The sequence below is a fragment of the Rhodopseudomonas telluris genome (assembly GCF_042432815.1).
GTDB lineage: Bacteria > Pseudomonadota > Alphaproteobacteria > Rhizobiales > Xanthobacteraceae > Rhodopseudomonas > Rhodopseudomonas telluris.
In genome coordinates this window covers 1,429,411-1,445,156 of the sequence record NZ_JBHLWM010000001.1, presented here as the reverse complement: position 1 = coordinate 1,445,156, position 15,746 = coordinate 1,429,411, and the positions used below count along the sequence as shown (strand labels likewise).

Here is a 15,746-nt window from a genome sequence, read left to right as displayed (position 1 = left end):
ACTAATTTACCGTTGCCTGTAATGAGGCGCATCAAATGAATTGGTGATAATCGAACAGCTATCGCCTGCACCACCGGACTAAAGGTCGGATGCAGGCGGCTCTCCGCTTTGGACGAGCTTTACTGGGGTGCACGAGCAGACATCGAACATCGATGTCGAATTTTTAGAAGGAGCAGCGCGCGCGATATCAAGGCACCGAACCGCCTGCCCAGGCGATTCGGATCCGCCGTCGCCTCCGCTCCCCCTCGCGAGTTTACCGCGTCAGCTTCTTGTACTTCGCGCGATGCGGGATGATGGCGTCCTGGCCGAGACGGCGCATCTTGTCCTTCTCGTAGTCCTGGAAGTTGCCTTCGAACCACTCGACGTGACTGTCGTCTTCGAACGCCAGGATGTGGGTGGCGATACGATCGAGGAACCAGCGGTCATGGCTGATGATGACCGCACAGCCGGCGAAATCCTCCAGCGCCTCTTCGAGCGCACGCAGCGTGTCGACGTCGAGGTCGTTGGTCGGTTCGTCGAGCAGCAGCACGTTGGCGCCGGACTTCAGCATCTTGGCGAGATGGACGCGGTTGCGTTCACCGCCCGACAGCGAGCCGACCTTCTTCTGCTGATCGCCGCCCTTGAAGTTGAACGCCGAGCAATAGCCGCGCGAATTGACTTCTTTCTTGCCGAGCAGGATCAACTCGTTGCCGCCGGAGATCTCCTCCCAGACCGTCTTCTTGGCGTCGAGACTGTCGCGTGACTGGTCGACGTAACCGAGATGCACGGTCTCGCCGACCGTGATCGTACCGCCGTCCGGCTTCTCCTGCCCGGTGATCATCCGGAACAGCGTGGTCTTGCCGGCGCCGTTCGGGCCGATGACGCCGACGATGCCGCCGGGCGGCAGCTTGAAGGTCAGATCGTCGATCAGGAGCTTGTCGCCGAAGCCCTTGGTAAGGTGCTCGAAGTCGACGACGTTGTTGCCGAGCCGCTCCGCCACCGGGATGATGATCTGGGCGGTCTGGGTCTGCTTCTCCGACGCCTTGGCGAGCAGCTCCTCGTAGCGCTGGTAGCGCGCCTTTGACTTGGCCTGGCGGGCTTTCGGAGACGAGGCGATCCACTCCTGCTCGCGCTCCAGGGTCTTCTGGTGCGCCGCGTCTTCGCGGCCTTCCTGCAGCAGCCGCTTCTGCTTCTGCACCAGCCAGGACGAGTAGTTGCCCTCGTATGGAATGCCGCGGCCGCGGTCGAGCTCGAGGATCCACGACGTCACGTTGTCGAGGAAGTAGCGATCGTGGGTGACGATCAGGATCGCACCCGGATAGTTGCGCAGGTGATTTTCCAGCCACGACACCGACTCGGCGTCGAGATGGTTGGTCGGTTCGTCGAGCAGCAGCAGGTCGGGCTGGTCGAGCAGCAGCTTGCACAGCGCGACGCGGCGGCGTTCGCCGCCCGACAGCTTGGTGACGTCGGCATCGTCCGGCGGGCAGCGCAGCGCGTCCATCGCCTGATCGACCTTGCTGTCGAGATCCCACAGCCCCGCGGACTCGATCTGGTCCTGCAGCGCCGTCATCTCGTCGGCGGTCTCGTCGGAGTAGTTCATCGCCAGTTCGTTGTAGCGATCGAGGATCGCCTTCTGCTTGGCGACGCCGAGCATGACGTTCTCACGAACATTCAGCGCGGGATCGAGCTGCGGCTCCTGCTCCAGGTAGCCGACGCGGGCGCCCTCGGCGACCCAGGCTTCGCCGGTGTATTCCTTGTCGATCCCCGCCATGATCTTCAGCAAGGTCGATTTACCGGCGCCGTTGACGCCGAGCACGCCGATCTTGGCGTCGGGGTAGAACGACAGATGGACGTTATCCAGCACCTTGCGGGTCGGATAGGCCTTGGTCAGACCCTGCATGAAATAGACGAACTGGCGAGCCATGGGGGTCCTTGAAAATCACAGAGTGCGGGGGATTTGGTTGCCGCTGATGTAGCGGGGCGTCCGCCAAAGGGCAACCCGAGGGAGCGCTGTTAACCGATCCTTCAGCACAACAGGCAAGCCGGGCCGAGGCCGGACAATTCGCACAAAGTTTTAACGACCCGGGTCAACAGTCGATGCGGGCGAAGGCGCATGTCGCGCCCGCCCGCGCTGACCACGAGGCCATCATGGGACGCTTCCTATCGACGCCCGTTGAATCTGAGGCCGTCAACTCGGCCGCCGGTCGCCCTCGCCTGCTCGCCGAAATCGGCGAGTTCTGGAGCCAGTTTTTCGTCCAGGCCTTCAGTCCCTACCGTCCCGAGCTGCACTACATGCGCGGCCCCGGACCGGCGTGGCGCGCCAAGCACGGCAGGGATGCCGTAGCGCCCAACCGGGGCGCCTGACGCGTCGCGCCGCAAACGACATCTTCAAGCAAAACGCCCGCGCAGATCGCTCTGCGCGGGCGTTTTGCTGTTCGGAAGAGAACCGATCAGCGGATCGTCACGGGCGCGGGCAGCGGCGCAACGGAGGTCGGCTGGGTGCCGGGCACGGCCGACATCTGCGGCTGGGCCGACGGAGCCGCTGAAGCGACCGGCTGCGGGGCGGCGCTGGCCGTCGCCGGGGGCGGACCGCCGGGCAGCACGACCACGCGAGTGCCGACCTTCGCACGTTCGAACAGATCGCTGACGTCTTCGTTCAGCATGCCGATGCAGCCCGACGACACGAACTTGCCGATCGTCGACGGCTGGTTGGTGCCGTGGATGCGGTAGACCGTCGAGCCGAGATACATCGCGCGGGCGCCGAGCGGATTACCCGGCCCGCCGGCCATGAAGCGCGGCAGATAAGGCTGGCGCTCGATCATCTCGGTCGGCGGATGCCAATCCGGCCACTCCGCCTTGCGGGTGATCTTCTGCACGCCGGTCCAGGTGAACCCGTCGCGTCCGACGCGAACGCCATAACGCATCGCCCGGCCGTTGCCGAGCACGTAATACAGATAGGTGTGGCTGGTATCGACCACGATGGTGCCGGCCGGCTCCTTGGTCTGGAAGGCGACTTCCTGACGGCGGAGATTGGGGGGCAGCTGGAATTCCTGGTTGGCCTCGGGCTGGTCTTCCGGCGGCAGTGCGGCGACCTGCAGCGGCCGGCCATCGGCGCCGAGCGCCGGCGCGGACTGTACCGAACCGGTTGCCTGCTGCGGCACGCCGGACTGTCCAACGCCTTCCGGCGGACGCGGCGAACCATCGCCGGTGTTCGAGTAAATCACCGGCGGCGGACCGGCGGGACGGCCATAGCGCGGATCATCCGGAGACATAACCGGGCCCTGCGGCGCAGCGCCACGATCGGAATAGGTCGGCGCGGCCATCGGACGGCCGTAGCGCGGATCGTCCGGGGACATCACGGGACCCTGCGGCGCGGGCGCGCGCTCCGAATAGACCGGAGCGGCTGCCGGACGGCCATAACGGGGATCATCGGGCGACATCACCGGGCCGGGCGGCGGCAAGGCCGCAGACTGGCCTGCGGGCCCACCGTCTTCCTCGTCGACATTGTCGAAATCCGGCAACTGGCGCCGATAGTCCCCCGGCGCCGCCGTCGCGTAGGATCCGGGCGCGGCGGGATAGCTCTGCGCCTGCGCCAGGGAAGTTCCGGCCGCAATCGCCGCAGCCGTTGCCAACAACGTCAAAATTCGATTGTTCATCATCGCCCGCTTATAGACCGAAGCCGAGACCGGATCGTTAACGGGCTGATGCCGTAGGATCACGGCACATTCAAGACGAGACCGGCACAATCACGCCAAAATCGGGCTTATTTCGCCCCATGTGCCGCATTTGTCGCGTTTGCCCACCCCGCCCACCATTCCTGCAACAGCCTCGTCACAAGCAGTTCTGCAGCCTCGACGGGCGGTGGCCACGGGTCGTGTCGATCGCTGTTGTTCACGGGTGACGCCGCGATAATTCTGTCAGTGCGGCGCAATTCATCATGCGGCGAAGCGACTCGGCTGAAATTTTCGCGCGGTGCCGCGGGCCCGTTACGCTATTCTGGACGTGCTTGATTCGCGGTCGGCGTAGCGCAAAGCCGATCGATCAAGCCAGCGTCGTCGCCGCGTTTGGTTGTTGCTCAATGTGTCTTCGCGCGCTTGCGCCGAAGATGGAATGAACCCGAGATGCTTCCCGGAGTCCGGTTCCTGTTCGCGGCGGTCGCGCTAGCGGTATCGATGCTGGTGTTTGGCCTCGGCGCCGCCGCCCTCCTGCGCGCTGCGCATGAGCAATTCGCCAACGAGATGTCGGTCCGTCCCGCGCCGATTTCGGTCGCAGCCTGGCCGAGCCAGTCAGCGACGCCGACCTTGAGCATGCTCCGCGTCGAGCCGACGAGCGAACTCACCAAGCAAGACACTCCGGCCGTGGCCACGTCGGCGCCGGAACCCGAAACGCCTGGTGCTCCACTCCCGGAGCAGAACGCCACGGTCTCGCCCGGTAGCACACCGTCCGCTGAAGCTCATTCGGCCGACACCAAGCAGGACACCGTGATGAGCGATCCGAAGCCGAGCGATAAAGGGACCACCGAGGCGACGTCCCCTGCTTCCAAACCCGCCGATCCCGCATTGACGCAAGCGCCCGCGGCGCCGACTGCGCCGATGCCCACACAGCAGATCGCCCCGACGCCGCCACGTGAGGTCGCAGGCGCGCCGGGGAACGAGCCGACTCAGCCTGACGCAATCGTGCAGGACGTTCGACCTCAGAGCGCGAGCGTGACGCTGGACGCCGCTCCCCCTGCCCTCAAACCGGAGCGAAACGATGCTCCGGCCATCCAGGAGCAAGCGAAGCCCGCAACGGACGGGGCCGACGCAGGGCTGACGGCTTCGACCGAAAAGCCGGCCGCGGCGGATCCTCAACGGTCCGTGGCAACCGCCGAGCAAGCTCCCCCGGAGCCGGTCCAAACGGAGCCATTGGCGCAGGTCGCGGCGCTAACCGGGCCGATCCCGACGCCGCGGCCCGATCCGCGGCCGTCGGTCAAGTCGGCGGCCCAGACGTCCTTGCCGGATTCAGAAGCCGCTAAGCAACAATCGGCCAAGCCGAACGGCTCGGAAACGGCGGTGGCCGGAAGTCCGTCCGCGAAAACCGAACCCGTGGCCAAGACGACGCCGAGGGCCACCAGCCGTGCTCAAGTGAAGCGCAAGGTCAAGCGTCGGCGTCAAAGCGAAGCACCGAATGCGCAACCGATCGTCGCGCGCCCGGCGGCTCCTATGCCGCCTTTCGGCTTCCCGCCGAGCTGAGACGGAACGACGTCACGCCGGCCCCGTGGCGATCGGCGGGCCGTCTTGCATCCCCCACTCCGACCATGATCCGTCGTAAAGCGCGGAGCCGCGGACGCCAAGGCGGTAGAGCGCCAGCGTCAGCACGGCCGCCGAAACGCCGGAGCCGCAGCTCGTGACGATCGGGCGATTCAGATCTACGCCTGCCCGGACAAACGCCGCGCGCAGCTCCTCGCGTGATTTCATCAGCCCGGTCTTGGCGTCGAACAGCTCATTGTAGGGAAGGTTGCGGCTGCCCGGAATGTGGCCAGCGCGCAGACCGGGGCGCGGCTCCGGTACGCGGCCCTCGAACCGCTCGGCGGCGCGGGCATCGATCACCTGCTCCGCCGCACCGTCGAGATTGGCGACCATCTGCTGCTTGCTACGCAAATGTGTCGGATCGAGTTCGGCGGTGAAGCGGCCGGGATTCGGAGACGGTCTTCCGGATTCCGTCGGCCGACCTTCAGCCTGCCATTTCTTAAGGCCGCCCTCGAGAATGCGGACCTTGTCATGGCCGAAGGAGAGAAACATCCACCACGCCCGTGGCGCAGCGACCCAACCACCGGCGTCATAAATCACCACCGTATCGCCTGAGGAAACACCCAGCGCGGCGACATCGCGGGCGAACTGCGCCGCATCCGGAAACATATGCGGCAAGGGGTCGGTCCGGTCGCAGACCTCCTCGACGTCGAAATACACCGCCCCGGGAATGTGCGCCGCCAGGTAGTCCTCGGTTGGCCGGGGCATCACACCCGGCATCTTGAACGATGCATCGAGCACCTTGACCTTCGGATCGCCGAGCTTCGCGGCAAGCCATTCGGTCGACACCAATGGATCATCTGTTGCGGTCATCGGTAACCTCGGCGCGATGTTGAATGGCACCTCGCCGAGGACCGGCGAGGCGGGGCATTGAAAGCGGGCAAGCGCCGGCGGCGTCAAGCCGCGCACACGTTCCCCGGCCTCAGCCTTTCGGCGCCTTGGGCACCCACGCCTCCACCGGGCCGCCGGCGTCACGCCAGGCGCCGAACCCACCCTCGATGTGAGCGACCGGCTTCAACCCCATGTCGTGCGCTGTTTTGGCAGCCAGCGCCGAGCGCAGACCGCCGGCGCAATAGAACACGAACTTCTTGTCCTGCTGGAAAATCGGCTTGGCGTAGGGGCTCTGCGGATCGATCCAGAATTCAAGCATGCCGCGCGTGCAGGAGAAGGAGCCCGGGATCTTGCCGTCGCGTTCGATCTCACGCGGATCGCGAATGTCGACGATCACCACGTCCTCGGTACCGGACTTGTGCAGCGCAATGGCGTCGGCTGTCGTTAGCGTTTCGATCGAGGCATTGGCCTCGTCGATCATCGTTTTGATGCCGCGGGTGATGGTCTGGGGCATGGTCGTTCCTCAAGTCTTCTTGTTTGCAGGGTGGTCAGCCGATCCCAGCCCGGCGAAGCGCGCGCCTCGGCGCGGGGCTCGACCAAAAGTCAGCAAAGCAGTTCCACCGATCCCTCGCATGTCCGGACACGCAGCCTCTGCGAACGCGGAGGTGATGCTCAGCGGACCAGTTCGCGCATCGCGCCTTCGAGACCCTCGATCGTGATCGGATACATTCTTTCGGAGAACAATCGGCGGATGATCGTGGTCGACTCCGAATAGTCCCAATGCCTCTGCGCGACCGGGTTGAGCCAGACCGCGTGCGGATAGGTGCGCAACACGCGGTCGAGCCAGACCGATCCGGCCTCCTCGTTCACATGCTCGACCGAACCACCCGGCACCATGATCTCGTAGGGACTCATCGACGCGTCGCCGACGAACACGACTTTGTAGTCGTGCGGAAACTTGTGCAGCACGTCCCAGGTCGGAGTACGATCGGTGAACCGCCGCTTGTTCTGCTTCCAGACTCCCTCGTACAGGCAGTTGTGGAAGTAGAAATATTCCATGTGCTTGAATTCGCTCTTGGCAGCCGAGAACAACTCCTCGACCTGAGCGACATGGCTGTCCATCGAGCCGCCGATGTCGAAGAACACCAGCACCTTCACGGCGTTACGCCGCTCCGGACGCATATGGACATCGAGATAGCCGTGATTGGCCGTCTCCCGGATGGTGGCGTCGAGATCGAGCTCGTCGGGGGCGCCGGTGCGGGCAAACTTGCGTAAGCGGCGGAGCGCCACCTTGATATTGCGGATGCCGAGCTCGACGTTGCCGTCGAGGTCCTTGAACTCACGCTTGTCCCAGACCTTCACGGCGCGCTGGTGGCGGCTCTTCTCCTGACCGATCCGGACGCCCTCCGGATTGTAGCCCTCGGCGCCGAACGGCGAAGTCCCGGCCGTTCCGATCCACTTGTTGCCGCCCTGGTGCCGCTTCTTCTGCTCCTCCAGGCGCTTCTTCAGCGTCTCCATGAGCTTGTCCCAGCCCATGGCCTCGATCTGCTTCTTCTCTTCCTCGGTGAGATACTTCTCGGCGAGCTTCTTCAGCCACTCGGCCGGGATCTCAGCCTTCTCCATCGCATCAAGGAGGTTTTCGAGCCCCTTGAAGGTCGCGCCGAAAACTCGGTCAAACTTGTCGAGATTGCGCTCGTCCTTCACCAGCGCGGCGCGCGACAGGTAGTAAAAATTCTCCACGCTCTGATCCGCGAGGTCGGCGTCGAGCGCCTCCATCAACGTCAGATATTCGCGAAGCGTAACGGGCACCTGAGCGTCGCGGAGCGACGTGAAGAACTGAAGGAACATAAACGACAGATTGCCCGAGCAGTGGCGGGCGTCAAGGGGCGCCGCAAGTCTTCGCCCCTGTTGAAAACCGCAGATGGAACCGGGATTCCCGCCAAACGGAACGATCGGGTTATCGGTTGGGTAATTAAAGTCGGTGCAGGTGTGCGCGGGAAATAACCCGACAGTGCCGATGAACGTCCGTAAGCCCACCGCGCCCAGTTCGACCAGTCGGCTGACGACACCGGTCCTGATCGTCACGATGTTCGTCCTCGCACTGAGCGCCTGCGTTCTCGGCCTCGTGGTCTGGAAAGGCTACGAGGCGCGGCAGAACGCTCTCGCGCAAAGCGAGACCGAAATGCGGAACCTGGCGCATTCGCTGGCCGAGCACGCCTCTCACACGATCCAGACGATCGACGTGGTGATGGACGATCTCGTGGCGTTTCTGCGCCTGCCGTCGCACCCCTCCCGCCAGACGCTCGACGCGCGGCTGCGCGAAGTTGCCGACAATCTCGACCAGATCAACGAATTGGTGGTATTCGACGCCAACGGCAACATCCGATACGCCTCGCTCGCCATGCCGCCATCGATCAACAATGCGGACCGCAGCTATTTCGTCCACCACCGCGACAGCACAGACAACTCGCTGCAGATCACCGGACCTATGCTGTCGCGCCACTCGGGCCGTCCGATCATCGCATTGACGCGGCGGATCGAGAACGCCGATGGTAGCTTCGCCGGCGTCGTCATCGCCACAATCGAAAGCGACTATTTCACCGACTTCTACAAGACGCTCAACCTTGGCCCGGACGGCGCGATCACTTTGGCGGCCAGCGATGGGCGGATCATGATCCGTTGGCCGTCGGCGGCCGAAGGAAAGGATCTGTCCAACACGGTGTTGCTTCGCGAGCTGCTTCCGCGCGGTCCGCAGGGCTACAATGTGGAGACGTCGCCGTTCGACGGTTTAGTCAAGTACTACGCGTATGAACGGGTGCAGCGATATCCGCTGCTGGTTACCGTAGCCCGCACGGAAGCCTCGGTGCTGGCGCGATGGCATGAAGGGATTCGGTCGGACGCGTTGGTTGCGAGCGCAATGCTCGCCTGTGTGGTGCTGCTCGCCGCCGTGCTCGCCGGCCAACTCCGCAATCGTCAGCGATTCGAAGCGATCCTGCGCGAGCGCGATGCGCGTCACCGCCTGATCGACGCCAATATCGGCGACGTCGTGGTCCTGCTCGACGAGCACGGCGTGGTCAATTTCATGTCGGAATCGGTCGAAGCCGTACTTGGCTTCACGCCCGACGAGATGGTCGGTCGCGTATATGCCGACATGCTGCACCCGGACGATGTCGCCGGCGTGCGCGCGATGGGTAGGCGACTGGTAGATGCCAAAGACGGGCTGCGCGCCGAGTTTCGCATGGAGCGGGCCGACGCCACCATCGTCTGGCTCGAAGCCAACTTCCGCTACACGCGCCAGAACGGCAAGCCCGGCAATCACATTGTTTGCACCTTGCGGGACGTCACCCGGCGCAAGGAGATGGAGGACGAGGTCGACGCCCTAAATTCCCGCCTTGCGGAACTGGCACGCACTGATGGCCTCACCAGCCTGCCCAACCGCCGCGCGCACGAGGACTTCATTGAGGATGCGTTCGCCGCGCATGCACAACTCTCGGTGCTGATGATCGACGTCGACTACTTCAAAGGCTTCAACGACGGCCTCGGCCATCAGGCCGGCGATCAGGGCCTGAAGCTGATCGGCTCGCTGCTGGCGGGCGCCGTCGCAGCGATCGGCGGGCATGCGGCGCGCTATGGCGGCGAGGAATTCGCCATCGTTCTCCCGGGTGCCGATGCGGAGGCCGCGATGCAGCTGGCGCACCTGATCCGCCGCGAAATTCGTCAACTCGGCCTCGCCAATCCGGCCTCGCCTGCCGGCTATCTGACGGTCAGTATCGGCGTCGCCACCCGGACCGCCGAGACAAACGATCCAGCGACGCTGGTCCGCGACGCGGACACGGCGCTTTACCAAGCCAAGCGCACCGGCCGGAATCGCAGCGTCGCGGCGCTGGTCCACGTGGCCGACGCCGTCCCGCTGGCTCCACGCGCGGATGCCGAAACAGCCCCCTCCACGCCCGAGGCGACGCGGGTTCCAAACGCCTAGACCCTGCGGGCGCGTTTCCCTAAGGTTTGTCCGCTGCGGCATGGACGCCTGGGCAACATCGAGAGGGAGACCTTCCATGGGTATCGATTCCATCATCGTCTGGCTTCTGGTCGGCGCAATTGCCGGCTGGCTGGCGGGACTGTTGGTGCGCGGCGGCGGCTTCGGCCTGATCGGCAATATCGTGGTCGGCATCGTCGGCGCCGTCGTCGCCGGCTGGCTGCTGCCATTCCTCGGGGTGTCGCTCGGCGCCGGCATCTTCCGGGCTATCATCAACGCCGCGATCGGCGCTGTGATCGTGCTGGTGCTGCTGGCCATGATCCGCAGAGCCTGATACGCAGGCTCTCGGCGCTGCGATCCCGAGGTCGCAGCCGGGTGTGCCCACCACATCCAGAGACGCAACAACAAACAACAAGAATGGCGCGCGCCGCCTGATCACAGACGAGGCAGAAACGCATGAAGTTCACCGGCACCAAGGATTATGTGGCGACCGACGACCTCAAGGTCGCCGTCAATGCGGCGATCGTGCTCGAACGGCCGCTCTTGGTGAAAGGCGAGCCCGGCACCGGCAAAACCGTGCTGGCCGAGGAAATCGCGCGGGCGCTCAATGCCCCGCTGCTGACCTGGCACATCAAGTCGACCACCAAGGCGCAGCAGGGCCTGTATGAATACGACGCCGTGTCGCGGCTGCGCGACAGCCAGCTCGGCGACCCGCGCGTCTCCGACATCAAGAACTACATCAAGCGCGGCAAGCTGTGGGAAGCCTTCACCCACGGGGGGCGCCCGGTGCTGCTGATCGACGAGATCGACAAGGCCGACATCGAGTTTCCGAACGACCTCTTGCTCGAACTCGACCGCATGGAGTTCCACGTCTACGAGACCGGCGAAACCATTAAGGCCGAAAAGCGCCCGATCGTGGTGATCACCTCGAACAACGAGAAGGAATTGCCGGACGCGTTCCTGCGCCGCTGCTTCTTCCACTACATCAAGTTCCCCGATGCCGACACGATGCAGGCGATCGTCGACGTGCACTTCCCGGGCATCAAGCAGCGTCTGGTACAGGAAGCGCTCAAGATCTTCTTCGAAGTCCGCGACGTGCCCGGCCTGAAGAAGAAGCCGTCGACTTCTGAGTTGCTCGACTGGCTCAAGCTGCTGCTCAACGAAGACATGAGCCCCGAGCAGCTCAAGGAACGCGACCCGCGCAAGCTGATCCCCCCGCTGCACGGCGCGCTCTTGAAGAACGAGCAGGATGTGCATCTGTTCGAACGGCTGGCGTTCCTCAGCCGCCGCGAGGTCTAAGGGGCTGGTCAAAGGTGTGAGGGCGGACGCGTTTCGTCGCGCCCTCTCCCCGTCATTCCAGGGCGCGCGTAGCGTGAATCCGGAATCCAGAGCCCCTGCGGCCAGCGTGGTGGCACGGCGGCGCAGCACCTCAACTGAGACGCCGAGGAGTATGGATGCCGGGCCTGCGCCGCTACGCGGCGCACCCAGAATACCAACAGAGCGGCTGCATCGCGTTACGTACACTGCATCGCGAGTTCTGCGGCGTCCCACTTCTGCCCGGCGAAATCGTCGTCGGTGAGGAAGTAGTAAAGATAACCGCCCGGCCCCCAACCGGCGAAGTCCTGGCCGTTGGTATAGCCGCCGAGCTGCAGCAACAGCCGGTACACAGCGAACGATTCGTTGAGCTCCAAACAAAAGTCTTCGTCCTGCAGCAGATCCGGCCAGCCGAGCAATTTGCTGCCGCCGGTCTCCGATAGTTCTTCGGGCAAACCAAAGGCAGTCATTTCGCGACGAAAGCACTTGTAAAGGCCGAGCTGGTCCCGTTCGGGCAGGATCGCAGAGACGATGCTGCTCCGCGGATCGGGAAGATCGAACATCGGCCTGAACAGCAACTCGGCCCGCGCGAACCGCATCAGGATCTCAATCGGCGGCTCGGCCGGCACAAGATTGTCGGTGTCGGGCCAGTAATAAGCGGCGCCGCCCTGCCCGGTGAGCAAGCAGCCCATCGCCGTGTCGTGATCAGCAAAGAACGACAGCAGGCCGGTGGCCGGCAACGCCTCGGCGCCCGGCATTCCGTGCACGTCCGCGCAATTGATCTGGGCGATGAACAACATCGGCTCGCCCTCGGCGACCGGCCAGCTCCAGCCGGGCGGCGCGTATGGCATACCGCCGAGGCGCGAGCCGTCCGCCGGCGCATCCGGCCGCTCGCCTTGCGGCCACAGACCGATGGCCGGCCGTAGCCAGCGCAGCAACGCGTCCGCCTGACCCGGCAGGACCTTGCTGAGCCGATGCGCGATCTCCGCCGCCGACAAGGCCGGCGGCGGCGGATTGCGGGTCATCCAGAATACCGGGTGCTCTGGTGGAAGCTGCGGCATGCGCGCTGGCGGAGGACTGTCCGGCCACTTGAGGGCCTGCGCAGCCGCCTTTGCGACGGCCGGGTCCGAATGCTCCAGCAGACCGCTTAACGCTGCTGGCGAGCTAGCGCTTCGGCTCCGCAGCATCTGCAGGATCTGGCTCCGCTGCCGGAAGTGTCGGTTATACGCTCCGACATGCTCGATCTTCTCCTGCTGTTTCAGATTGTCGATCCACGCGGCCGCGAGAGCAGCGTCGTCCATCGTCTCGTAATCGATCATCCCAGCCTCCCGCCAAAGGAAACGAGAGCAAACGAACAAATCACGAACAGGCCAAGTCAGGATCTTCCTTTCGACCCATAGATCCTCCTCGGTATACAGAAAGTCCCGGTGGCCACTTAAAATAAGGGATTCGACTTGCTCATTACCAATTTCGGTATACAATCTGAACTCAGAATAAGAACCAATCTCAGGGAGGCCGCGATGCCCGCTTTTCCGCTCAACGCCTGGTATGCGGCGGCGTGGGACGCCGACATCAAACACGCACTGCTGCCCCGCACGATCTGCGGCAAACATGTGGTGATGTATCGGAAGGGCGATGGCAGCGTCGCGGCTCTCGAGGACGCGTGCTGGCATCGGCTGGTGCCGCTCTCCAAGGGCCGACTCGAGGGCGACACCGTGGTGTGCGGCTATCACGGCCTGAAGTTCAACGCGCAGGGCCGTTGCACCTACATGCCCTCGCAAGAGACCATCAATCCGTCGGCCTGCGTCCGGTCCTATCCGGTGGTCGAGCGACATCGCTTCATCTGGCTGTGGATGGGCGACCCGACGCTGGCCGATCCGGCGCTGGTGCCGGACATGCACTGGAACGACGATCCCGCATGGGCCGGCGACGGCAAGACCATCCACGTCAAATGCGACTGGCGGCTGGTCGTCGACAATCTGATGGACCTGACGCACGAGACCTACGTCCACGGCTCCTCGATCGGCAACGAGGCGGTGGCCGAGGCGCCGTTCGATGTGACTCACGGCGACCGCACCGTGACGGTGACGCGCTGGATGAAGGGCATCGAAGCGCCGCCGTTCTGGGCTGCGCAGCTGCGCAAGCCCGGCTTGGTCGATCGCTGGCAGATCATCCGCTTCGAGGCGCCCGGCACGGTGACGATCGACGTCGGCGTCGCGCCGGCCGGCAGCGGCGCACCGGAGGGCGATCGCTCGCAGGGCGTCAACGGCTTCGTGCTCAACACCATGACGCCGGAGACCGAGACGACCTGCCATTATTTCTGGGCGTTCGTGCGCAACTACCGACTGACCGAGCAGCGCCTCACCACCGAGATCCGCGAAGGCGTTTCCGGCATTTTCGGTGAGGACGAAATCATTCTCGAAGCGCAGCAGCGCGCGATCAGCGAGAACCCGGACCGCGTGTTCTACAATCTCAACATCGACGCCGGCGCGATGTGGTCGCGCAAGCTGATCGACCGCATGGCGGCCAAGGAAGCCGCGCCGCGGTTGCAGGCAGCGGAGTAAGCGATGAACGAGAAGGTCGCAGACCGCTCGATGTCTCAGACAGTGCGTGCGCAGCTCGCGCTACGCGACATGGTACTGTCCGGCCAGCTCCGCGCCGGCGAGCGCATTTCCGAACTGCAGGCGGTCGAGATCACCGGCGTGTCGCGCACGCCGGTGCGGATGGCGCTGGTGCGGCTCGAGGACGAAGGCCTGTTGCAGGCGATCCCGTCCGGCGGTTTCATGGTCAAGGCGTTTTCGGAACGCGACATTCTCGACTCGATCGAGCTGCGCGGCACCATGGAAGGCCTCGCCGCCCGCTTCGCCGCCGAGCGCGGCGCCAGCGCGCGGCAGCTCGAGCCGCTGAAGGAATGCCTCGCCGATATCGACCTGTTGGTGAAACAGGATCCGATCTCGGTCGAAGCGTTTTCGTCCTATGTGTCGCTGAACGCACGATTTCACGCGCTACTCAACGAGCTGTCCGGCAGCGGCCCGGTGATGCGGCAGATCGACCGCGTCGCCGCCCTGCCCTTCGCCTCGCCGAGCGCTTTCGTGATGGCGCAGTCGGCGCTGCCGGAGGCACATCAGATCCTGATGATCGCGCAGGATCACCATCGCATCGTCGTGGACGCGATCGAGAACCGCGAAGGCGGCCGCGCCGAGGCGGTAATGCGCGAGCATGCCCGGCTCGCGGTGCGCAACCTGCGCCTCGCGCTACGCAACCGCACCCATCTCGAATTACTCCCGGCGCTGGCGCTGGTGACGTCCGCCGCGGACAAATAGTACGGAGGCCGATATGCGTTTCGCCGAGCACTGGAGCCAGGCCAGCGTGATCGCGACCCGCGATCTCGCGCCGACCATCCGCGAAATCACCCTGAAGCCCGACGTGCCGGCCGGCAGCTGGGCGCCGGGCAGCCACATCAGCGTCGCAGTGCTGATCGACGGCCAACCGGAACGGCGCAGCTACTCGTTGATCCCGTGCGCCGACGGCCTGCTGCGCATCGCCGTGCGGATCGCCGACGACAGTCGCGGCGGCTCGCGGGCGATGTGGGCGCTGCAGCCCGGCAACAAGCTCGACATCTCCAATCCGACCTCGCTGTTCGAGATCGACTGGAGCCGCAAGCATTACTGCCTGATCGCCGGCGGCATCGGCGTCACGCCGATGCTCGGCATCGCCGCAGCGCTCGCGCGCAAGAATGTCGACCTGTCGATGCACTATGCCGTGAAGTCTCACGAGGACGCGGCGCTGCATGACGAGCTCGCCGCCCTTCTGGGCGAGCAGCTTCGCCTTTACCCCAGCGCAGCCGGCGGACGGCTCGACCTCTTAGCGACCTTCGCGGCCCTCCCCGAAAACGCAATCGCTGTGGTCTGTGGTCCGCTGCGCATGCTCGAAGCCGCCAAGCAGGCCTGGGCGGACGCCGGCCGCCCGGCCAGTGACCTCTGTTTCGAGACTTTCGGATCGAGCGGGCGGTTGCCGACGCGCGAGTTCCGGGTCCGGATCGGCACGACCGGACAGGAAATCCTTATTCCGCGGGACCGTTCGATGCTCGATGTGTTGAATGCCGCCGGCTTCGAGGTGATTTCCGATTGTCAGCGCGGTGAGTGCGGCGTCTGCGCCATCGACGTGGCCTGTGTCGACGGCGAGATCGATCACCGCGACGTGTTCTTCAGCACCGAACAGAAGCACCACAACGGCAAGATCTGCCCCTGCGTTTCGCGGGCAAATGGAACCGTGACCATCGACACATTGTACCGCGCGGACCAGCTGCCGAGCGCAGCCGCTTAGAGCGAGACGGTAGCGCGCCAACCAATATGGGA

The 15,746-nt window shown here is 64.6% G+C and carries 14 protein-coding genes; 8 read left to right on the top strand and 6 right to left on the bottom strand.

The features are described from left to right. Positions 1-253 precede the first annotated feature (253 nt). Positions 254-1,903 (bottom strand): energy-dependent translational throttle protein EttA, encoded by a 1,650-nt coding sequence (gene ettA, locus ACFFJ6_RS06505; protein WP_378385555.1) that lies wholly within the window; start codon positions 1,901-1,903, stop codon positions 254-256. Between the two features lie 224 nt (positions 1,904-2,127). On the opposite strand from ettA, the gene ACFFJ6_RS06500 reads away from it, so the two are divergent. Beyond that, a complete protein-coding gene (locus ACFFJ6_RS06500) occupies positions 2,128-2,343 on the top strand; it encodes a hypothetical protein (protein ID WP_378385763.1) in 216 nt (71 codons plus the stop codon). Between the two features lie 86 nt (positions 2,344-2,429). Here ACFFJ6_RS06500 and ACFFJ6_RS06495 read toward each other — a convergent pair whose 3' ends face one another. Next, on the bottom strand, positions 2,430-3,638 hold the full coding sequence (locus ACFFJ6_RS06495) for a L,D-transpeptidase (RefSeq protein WP_378385553.1): 1,209 nt from the start codon (positions 3,636-3,638) through the stop codon (positions 2,430-2,432). Between the two features lie 462 nt (positions 3,639-4,100). Between ACFFJ6_RS06495 and ACFFJ6_RS06490 the strand changes: the two genes are divergently transcribed. After that, a complete protein-coding gene (locus tag ACFFJ6_RS06490) occupies positions 4,101-5,210 on the top strand; it encodes a hypothetical protein (protein WP_378385551.1) in 1,110 nt (369 codons plus the stop codon). A 12-nt stretch (positions 5,211-5,222) separates the two neighbouring features. Here the strand turns inward: ACFFJ6_RS06490 and sseA are convergent, their stop codons facing one another. From sseA to ACFFJ6_RS06475, 3 genes are all read right to left on the bottom strand, one after another. Beyond that, positions 5,223-6,080 carry a 3-mercaptopyruvate sulfurtransferase gene (gene sseA, locus ACFFJ6_RS06485; protein WP_378385761.1) on the bottom strand — a complete coding sequence of 286 codons (858 nt, stop codon included), beginning with the start codon at positions 6,078-6,080 and terminating at the stop codon, positions 5,223-5,225. A gap of 109 nt (positions 6,081-6,189) precedes the next feature. Further along, positions 6,190-6,612 (bottom strand): rhodanese-like domain-containing protein, encoded by a 423-nt coding sequence (locus tag ACFFJ6_RS06480; protein ID WP_378385549.1) that lies wholly within the window; start codon positions 6,610-6,612, stop codon positions 6,190-6,192. A 158-nt stretch (positions 6,613-6,770) separates the two neighbouring features. Continuing rightward, the gene (locus ACFFJ6_RS06475) at positions 6,771-7,946 is read right to left on the bottom strand and encodes a vWA domain-containing protein (RefSeq protein WP_378385547.1); all 1,176 of its coding nucleotides are present in this window, start codon (positions 7,944-7,946) and stop codon (positions 6,771-6,773) included. 169 nt (positions 7,947-8,115) lie between these two features. Between ACFFJ6_RS06475 and ACFFJ6_RS06470 the strand changes: the two genes are divergently transcribed. The 3 genes from ACFFJ6_RS06470 to ACFFJ6_RS06460 all read left to right on the top strand — a co-directional run bounded on the left by ACFFJ6_RS06470 (position 8,116) and on the right by ACFFJ6_RS06460 (position 11,373). Next, positions 8,116-10,077, top strand: coding sequence for a diguanylate cyclase (locus ACFFJ6_RS06470; protein ID WP_378385759.1), 1,962 nt, complete (start codon positions 8,116-8,118; stop codon positions 10,075-10,077). A 76-nt stretch (positions 10,078-10,153) separates the two neighbouring features. Further along, on the top strand, positions 10,154-10,408 hold the full coding sequence (locus tag ACFFJ6_RS06465) for a GlsB/YeaQ/YmgE family stress response membrane protein (RefSeq protein WP_378385545.1): 255 nt from the start codon (positions 10,154-10,156) through the stop codon (positions 10,406-10,408). Positions 10,409-10,530: 122 nt separating this feature from the next. Then, positions 10,531-11,373 (top strand): AAA family ATPase, encoded by an 843-nt coding sequence (locus ACFFJ6_RS06460; RefSeq protein ID WP_378385543.1) that lies wholly within the window; start codon positions 10,531-10,533, stop codon positions 11,371-11,373. A gap of 215 nt (positions 11,374-11,588) precedes the next feature. On the opposite strand, the gene ACFFJ6_RS06455 is transcribed toward ACFFJ6_RS06460, so the two are convergent. Beyond that, positions 11,589-12,707, bottom strand: a complete 1,119-nt coding sequence (locus ACFFJ6_RS06455) for a DUF1963 domain-containing protein (RefSeq protein ID WP_378385541.1) — start codon at positions 12,705-12,707, stop codon at positions 11,589-11,591. Positions 12,708-12,908: 201 nt separating this feature from the next. Here ACFFJ6_RS06455 and ACFFJ6_RS06450 point away from each other — a divergent pair, with 201 nt between their 5' ends. From ACFFJ6_RS06450 to ACFFJ6_RS06440, 3 genes are read left to right on the top strand one after another with little or no spacing between them, the layout of a single operon-like run. Further along, on the top strand, positions 12,909-13,952 hold the full coding sequence (locus tag ACFFJ6_RS06450) for an aromatic ring-hydroxylating dioxygenase subunit alpha (RefSeq protein WP_378385539.1): 1,044 nt from the start codon (positions 12,909-12,911) through the stop codon (positions 13,950-13,952). Between the two features lie 3 nt (positions 13,953-13,955). Continuing rightward, positions 13,956-14,711, top strand: a complete 756-nt coding sequence (locus ACFFJ6_RS06445; RefSeq protein ID WP_378385537.1) for a GntR family transcriptional regulator — start codon at positions 13,956-13,958, stop codon at positions 14,709-14,711. 13 nt (positions 14,712-14,724) lie between these two features. Then, the gene (locus ACFFJ6_RS06440) at positions 14,725-15,714 is read left to right on the top strand and encodes a PDR/VanB family oxidoreductase (RefSeq protein WP_378385535.1); all 990 of its coding nucleotides are present in this window, start codon (positions 14,725-14,727) and stop codon (positions 15,712-15,714) included. Positions 15,715-15,746 lie beyond the last annotated feature (32 nt).

Bases quoted from the DNA above. Each gene is read 5' to 3' on its own strand.
- ACFFJ6_RS06470 (WP_378385759.1), top strand. From the start codon at position 8,116: ATGAACGTCCGTAAGCCCACCGCGCCCAGTTCGACCAGTCGGCTGACG.
- ACFFJ6_RS06445 (WP_378385537.1), top strand. From the start codon at position 13,956: ATGAACGAGAAGGTCGCAGACCGCTCGATGTCTCAGACAGTGCGTGCG.
- ACFFJ6_RS06440 (WP_378385535.1), top strand. From the start codon at position 14,725: ATGCGTTTCGCCGAGCACTGGAGCCAGGCCAGCGTGATCGCGACCCGC.
- ACFFJ6_RS06480 (WP_378385549.1), bottom strand. From the start codon at position 6,612: ATGCCCCAGACCATCACCCGCGGCATCAAAACGATGATCGACGAGGCC.
- ACFFJ6_RS06490 (WP_378385551.1), top strand. From the start codon at position 4,101: ATGCTTCCCGGAGTCCGGTTCCTGTTCGCGGCGGTCGCGCTAGCGGTA.
- ACFFJ6_RS06500 (WP_378385763.1), top strand. From the start codon at position 2,128: ATGGGACGCTTCCTATCGACGCCCGTTGAATCTGAGGCCGTCAACTCG.
- sseA (WP_378385761.1), bottom strand. From the start codon at position 6,080: ATGACCGCAACAGATGATCCATTGGTGTCGACCGAATGGCTTGCCGCG.
- ACFFJ6_RS06475 (WP_378385547.1), bottom strand. From the start codon at position 7,946: ATGTTCCTTCAGTTCTTCACGTCGCTCCGCGACGCTCAGGTGCCCGTT.
- ACFFJ6_RS06455 (WP_378385541.1), bottom strand. From the start codon at position 12,707: ATGATCGATTACGAGACGATGGACGACGCTGCTCTCGCGGCCGCGTGG.
- ACFFJ6_RS06495 (WP_378385553.1), bottom strand. From the start codon at position 3,638: ATGATGAACAATCGAATTTTGACGTTGTTGGCAACGGCTGCGGCGATT.
- ACFFJ6_RS06460 (WP_378385543.1), top strand. From the start codon at position 10,531: ATGAAGTTCACCGGCACCAAGGATTATGTGGCGACCGACGACCTCAAG.
- ACFFJ6_RS06465 (WP_378385545.1), top strand. From the start codon at position 10,154: ATGGGTATCGATTCCATCATCGTCTGGCTTCTGGTCGGCGCAATTGCC.
- ettA (WP_378385555.1), bottom strand. From the start codon at position 1,903: ATGGCTCGCCAGTTCGTCTATTTCATGCAGGGTCTGACCAAGGCCTAT.
- ACFFJ6_RS06450 (WP_378385539.1), top strand. From the start codon at position 12,909: ATGCCCGCTTTTCCGCTCAACGCCTGGTATGCGGCGGCGTGGGACGCC.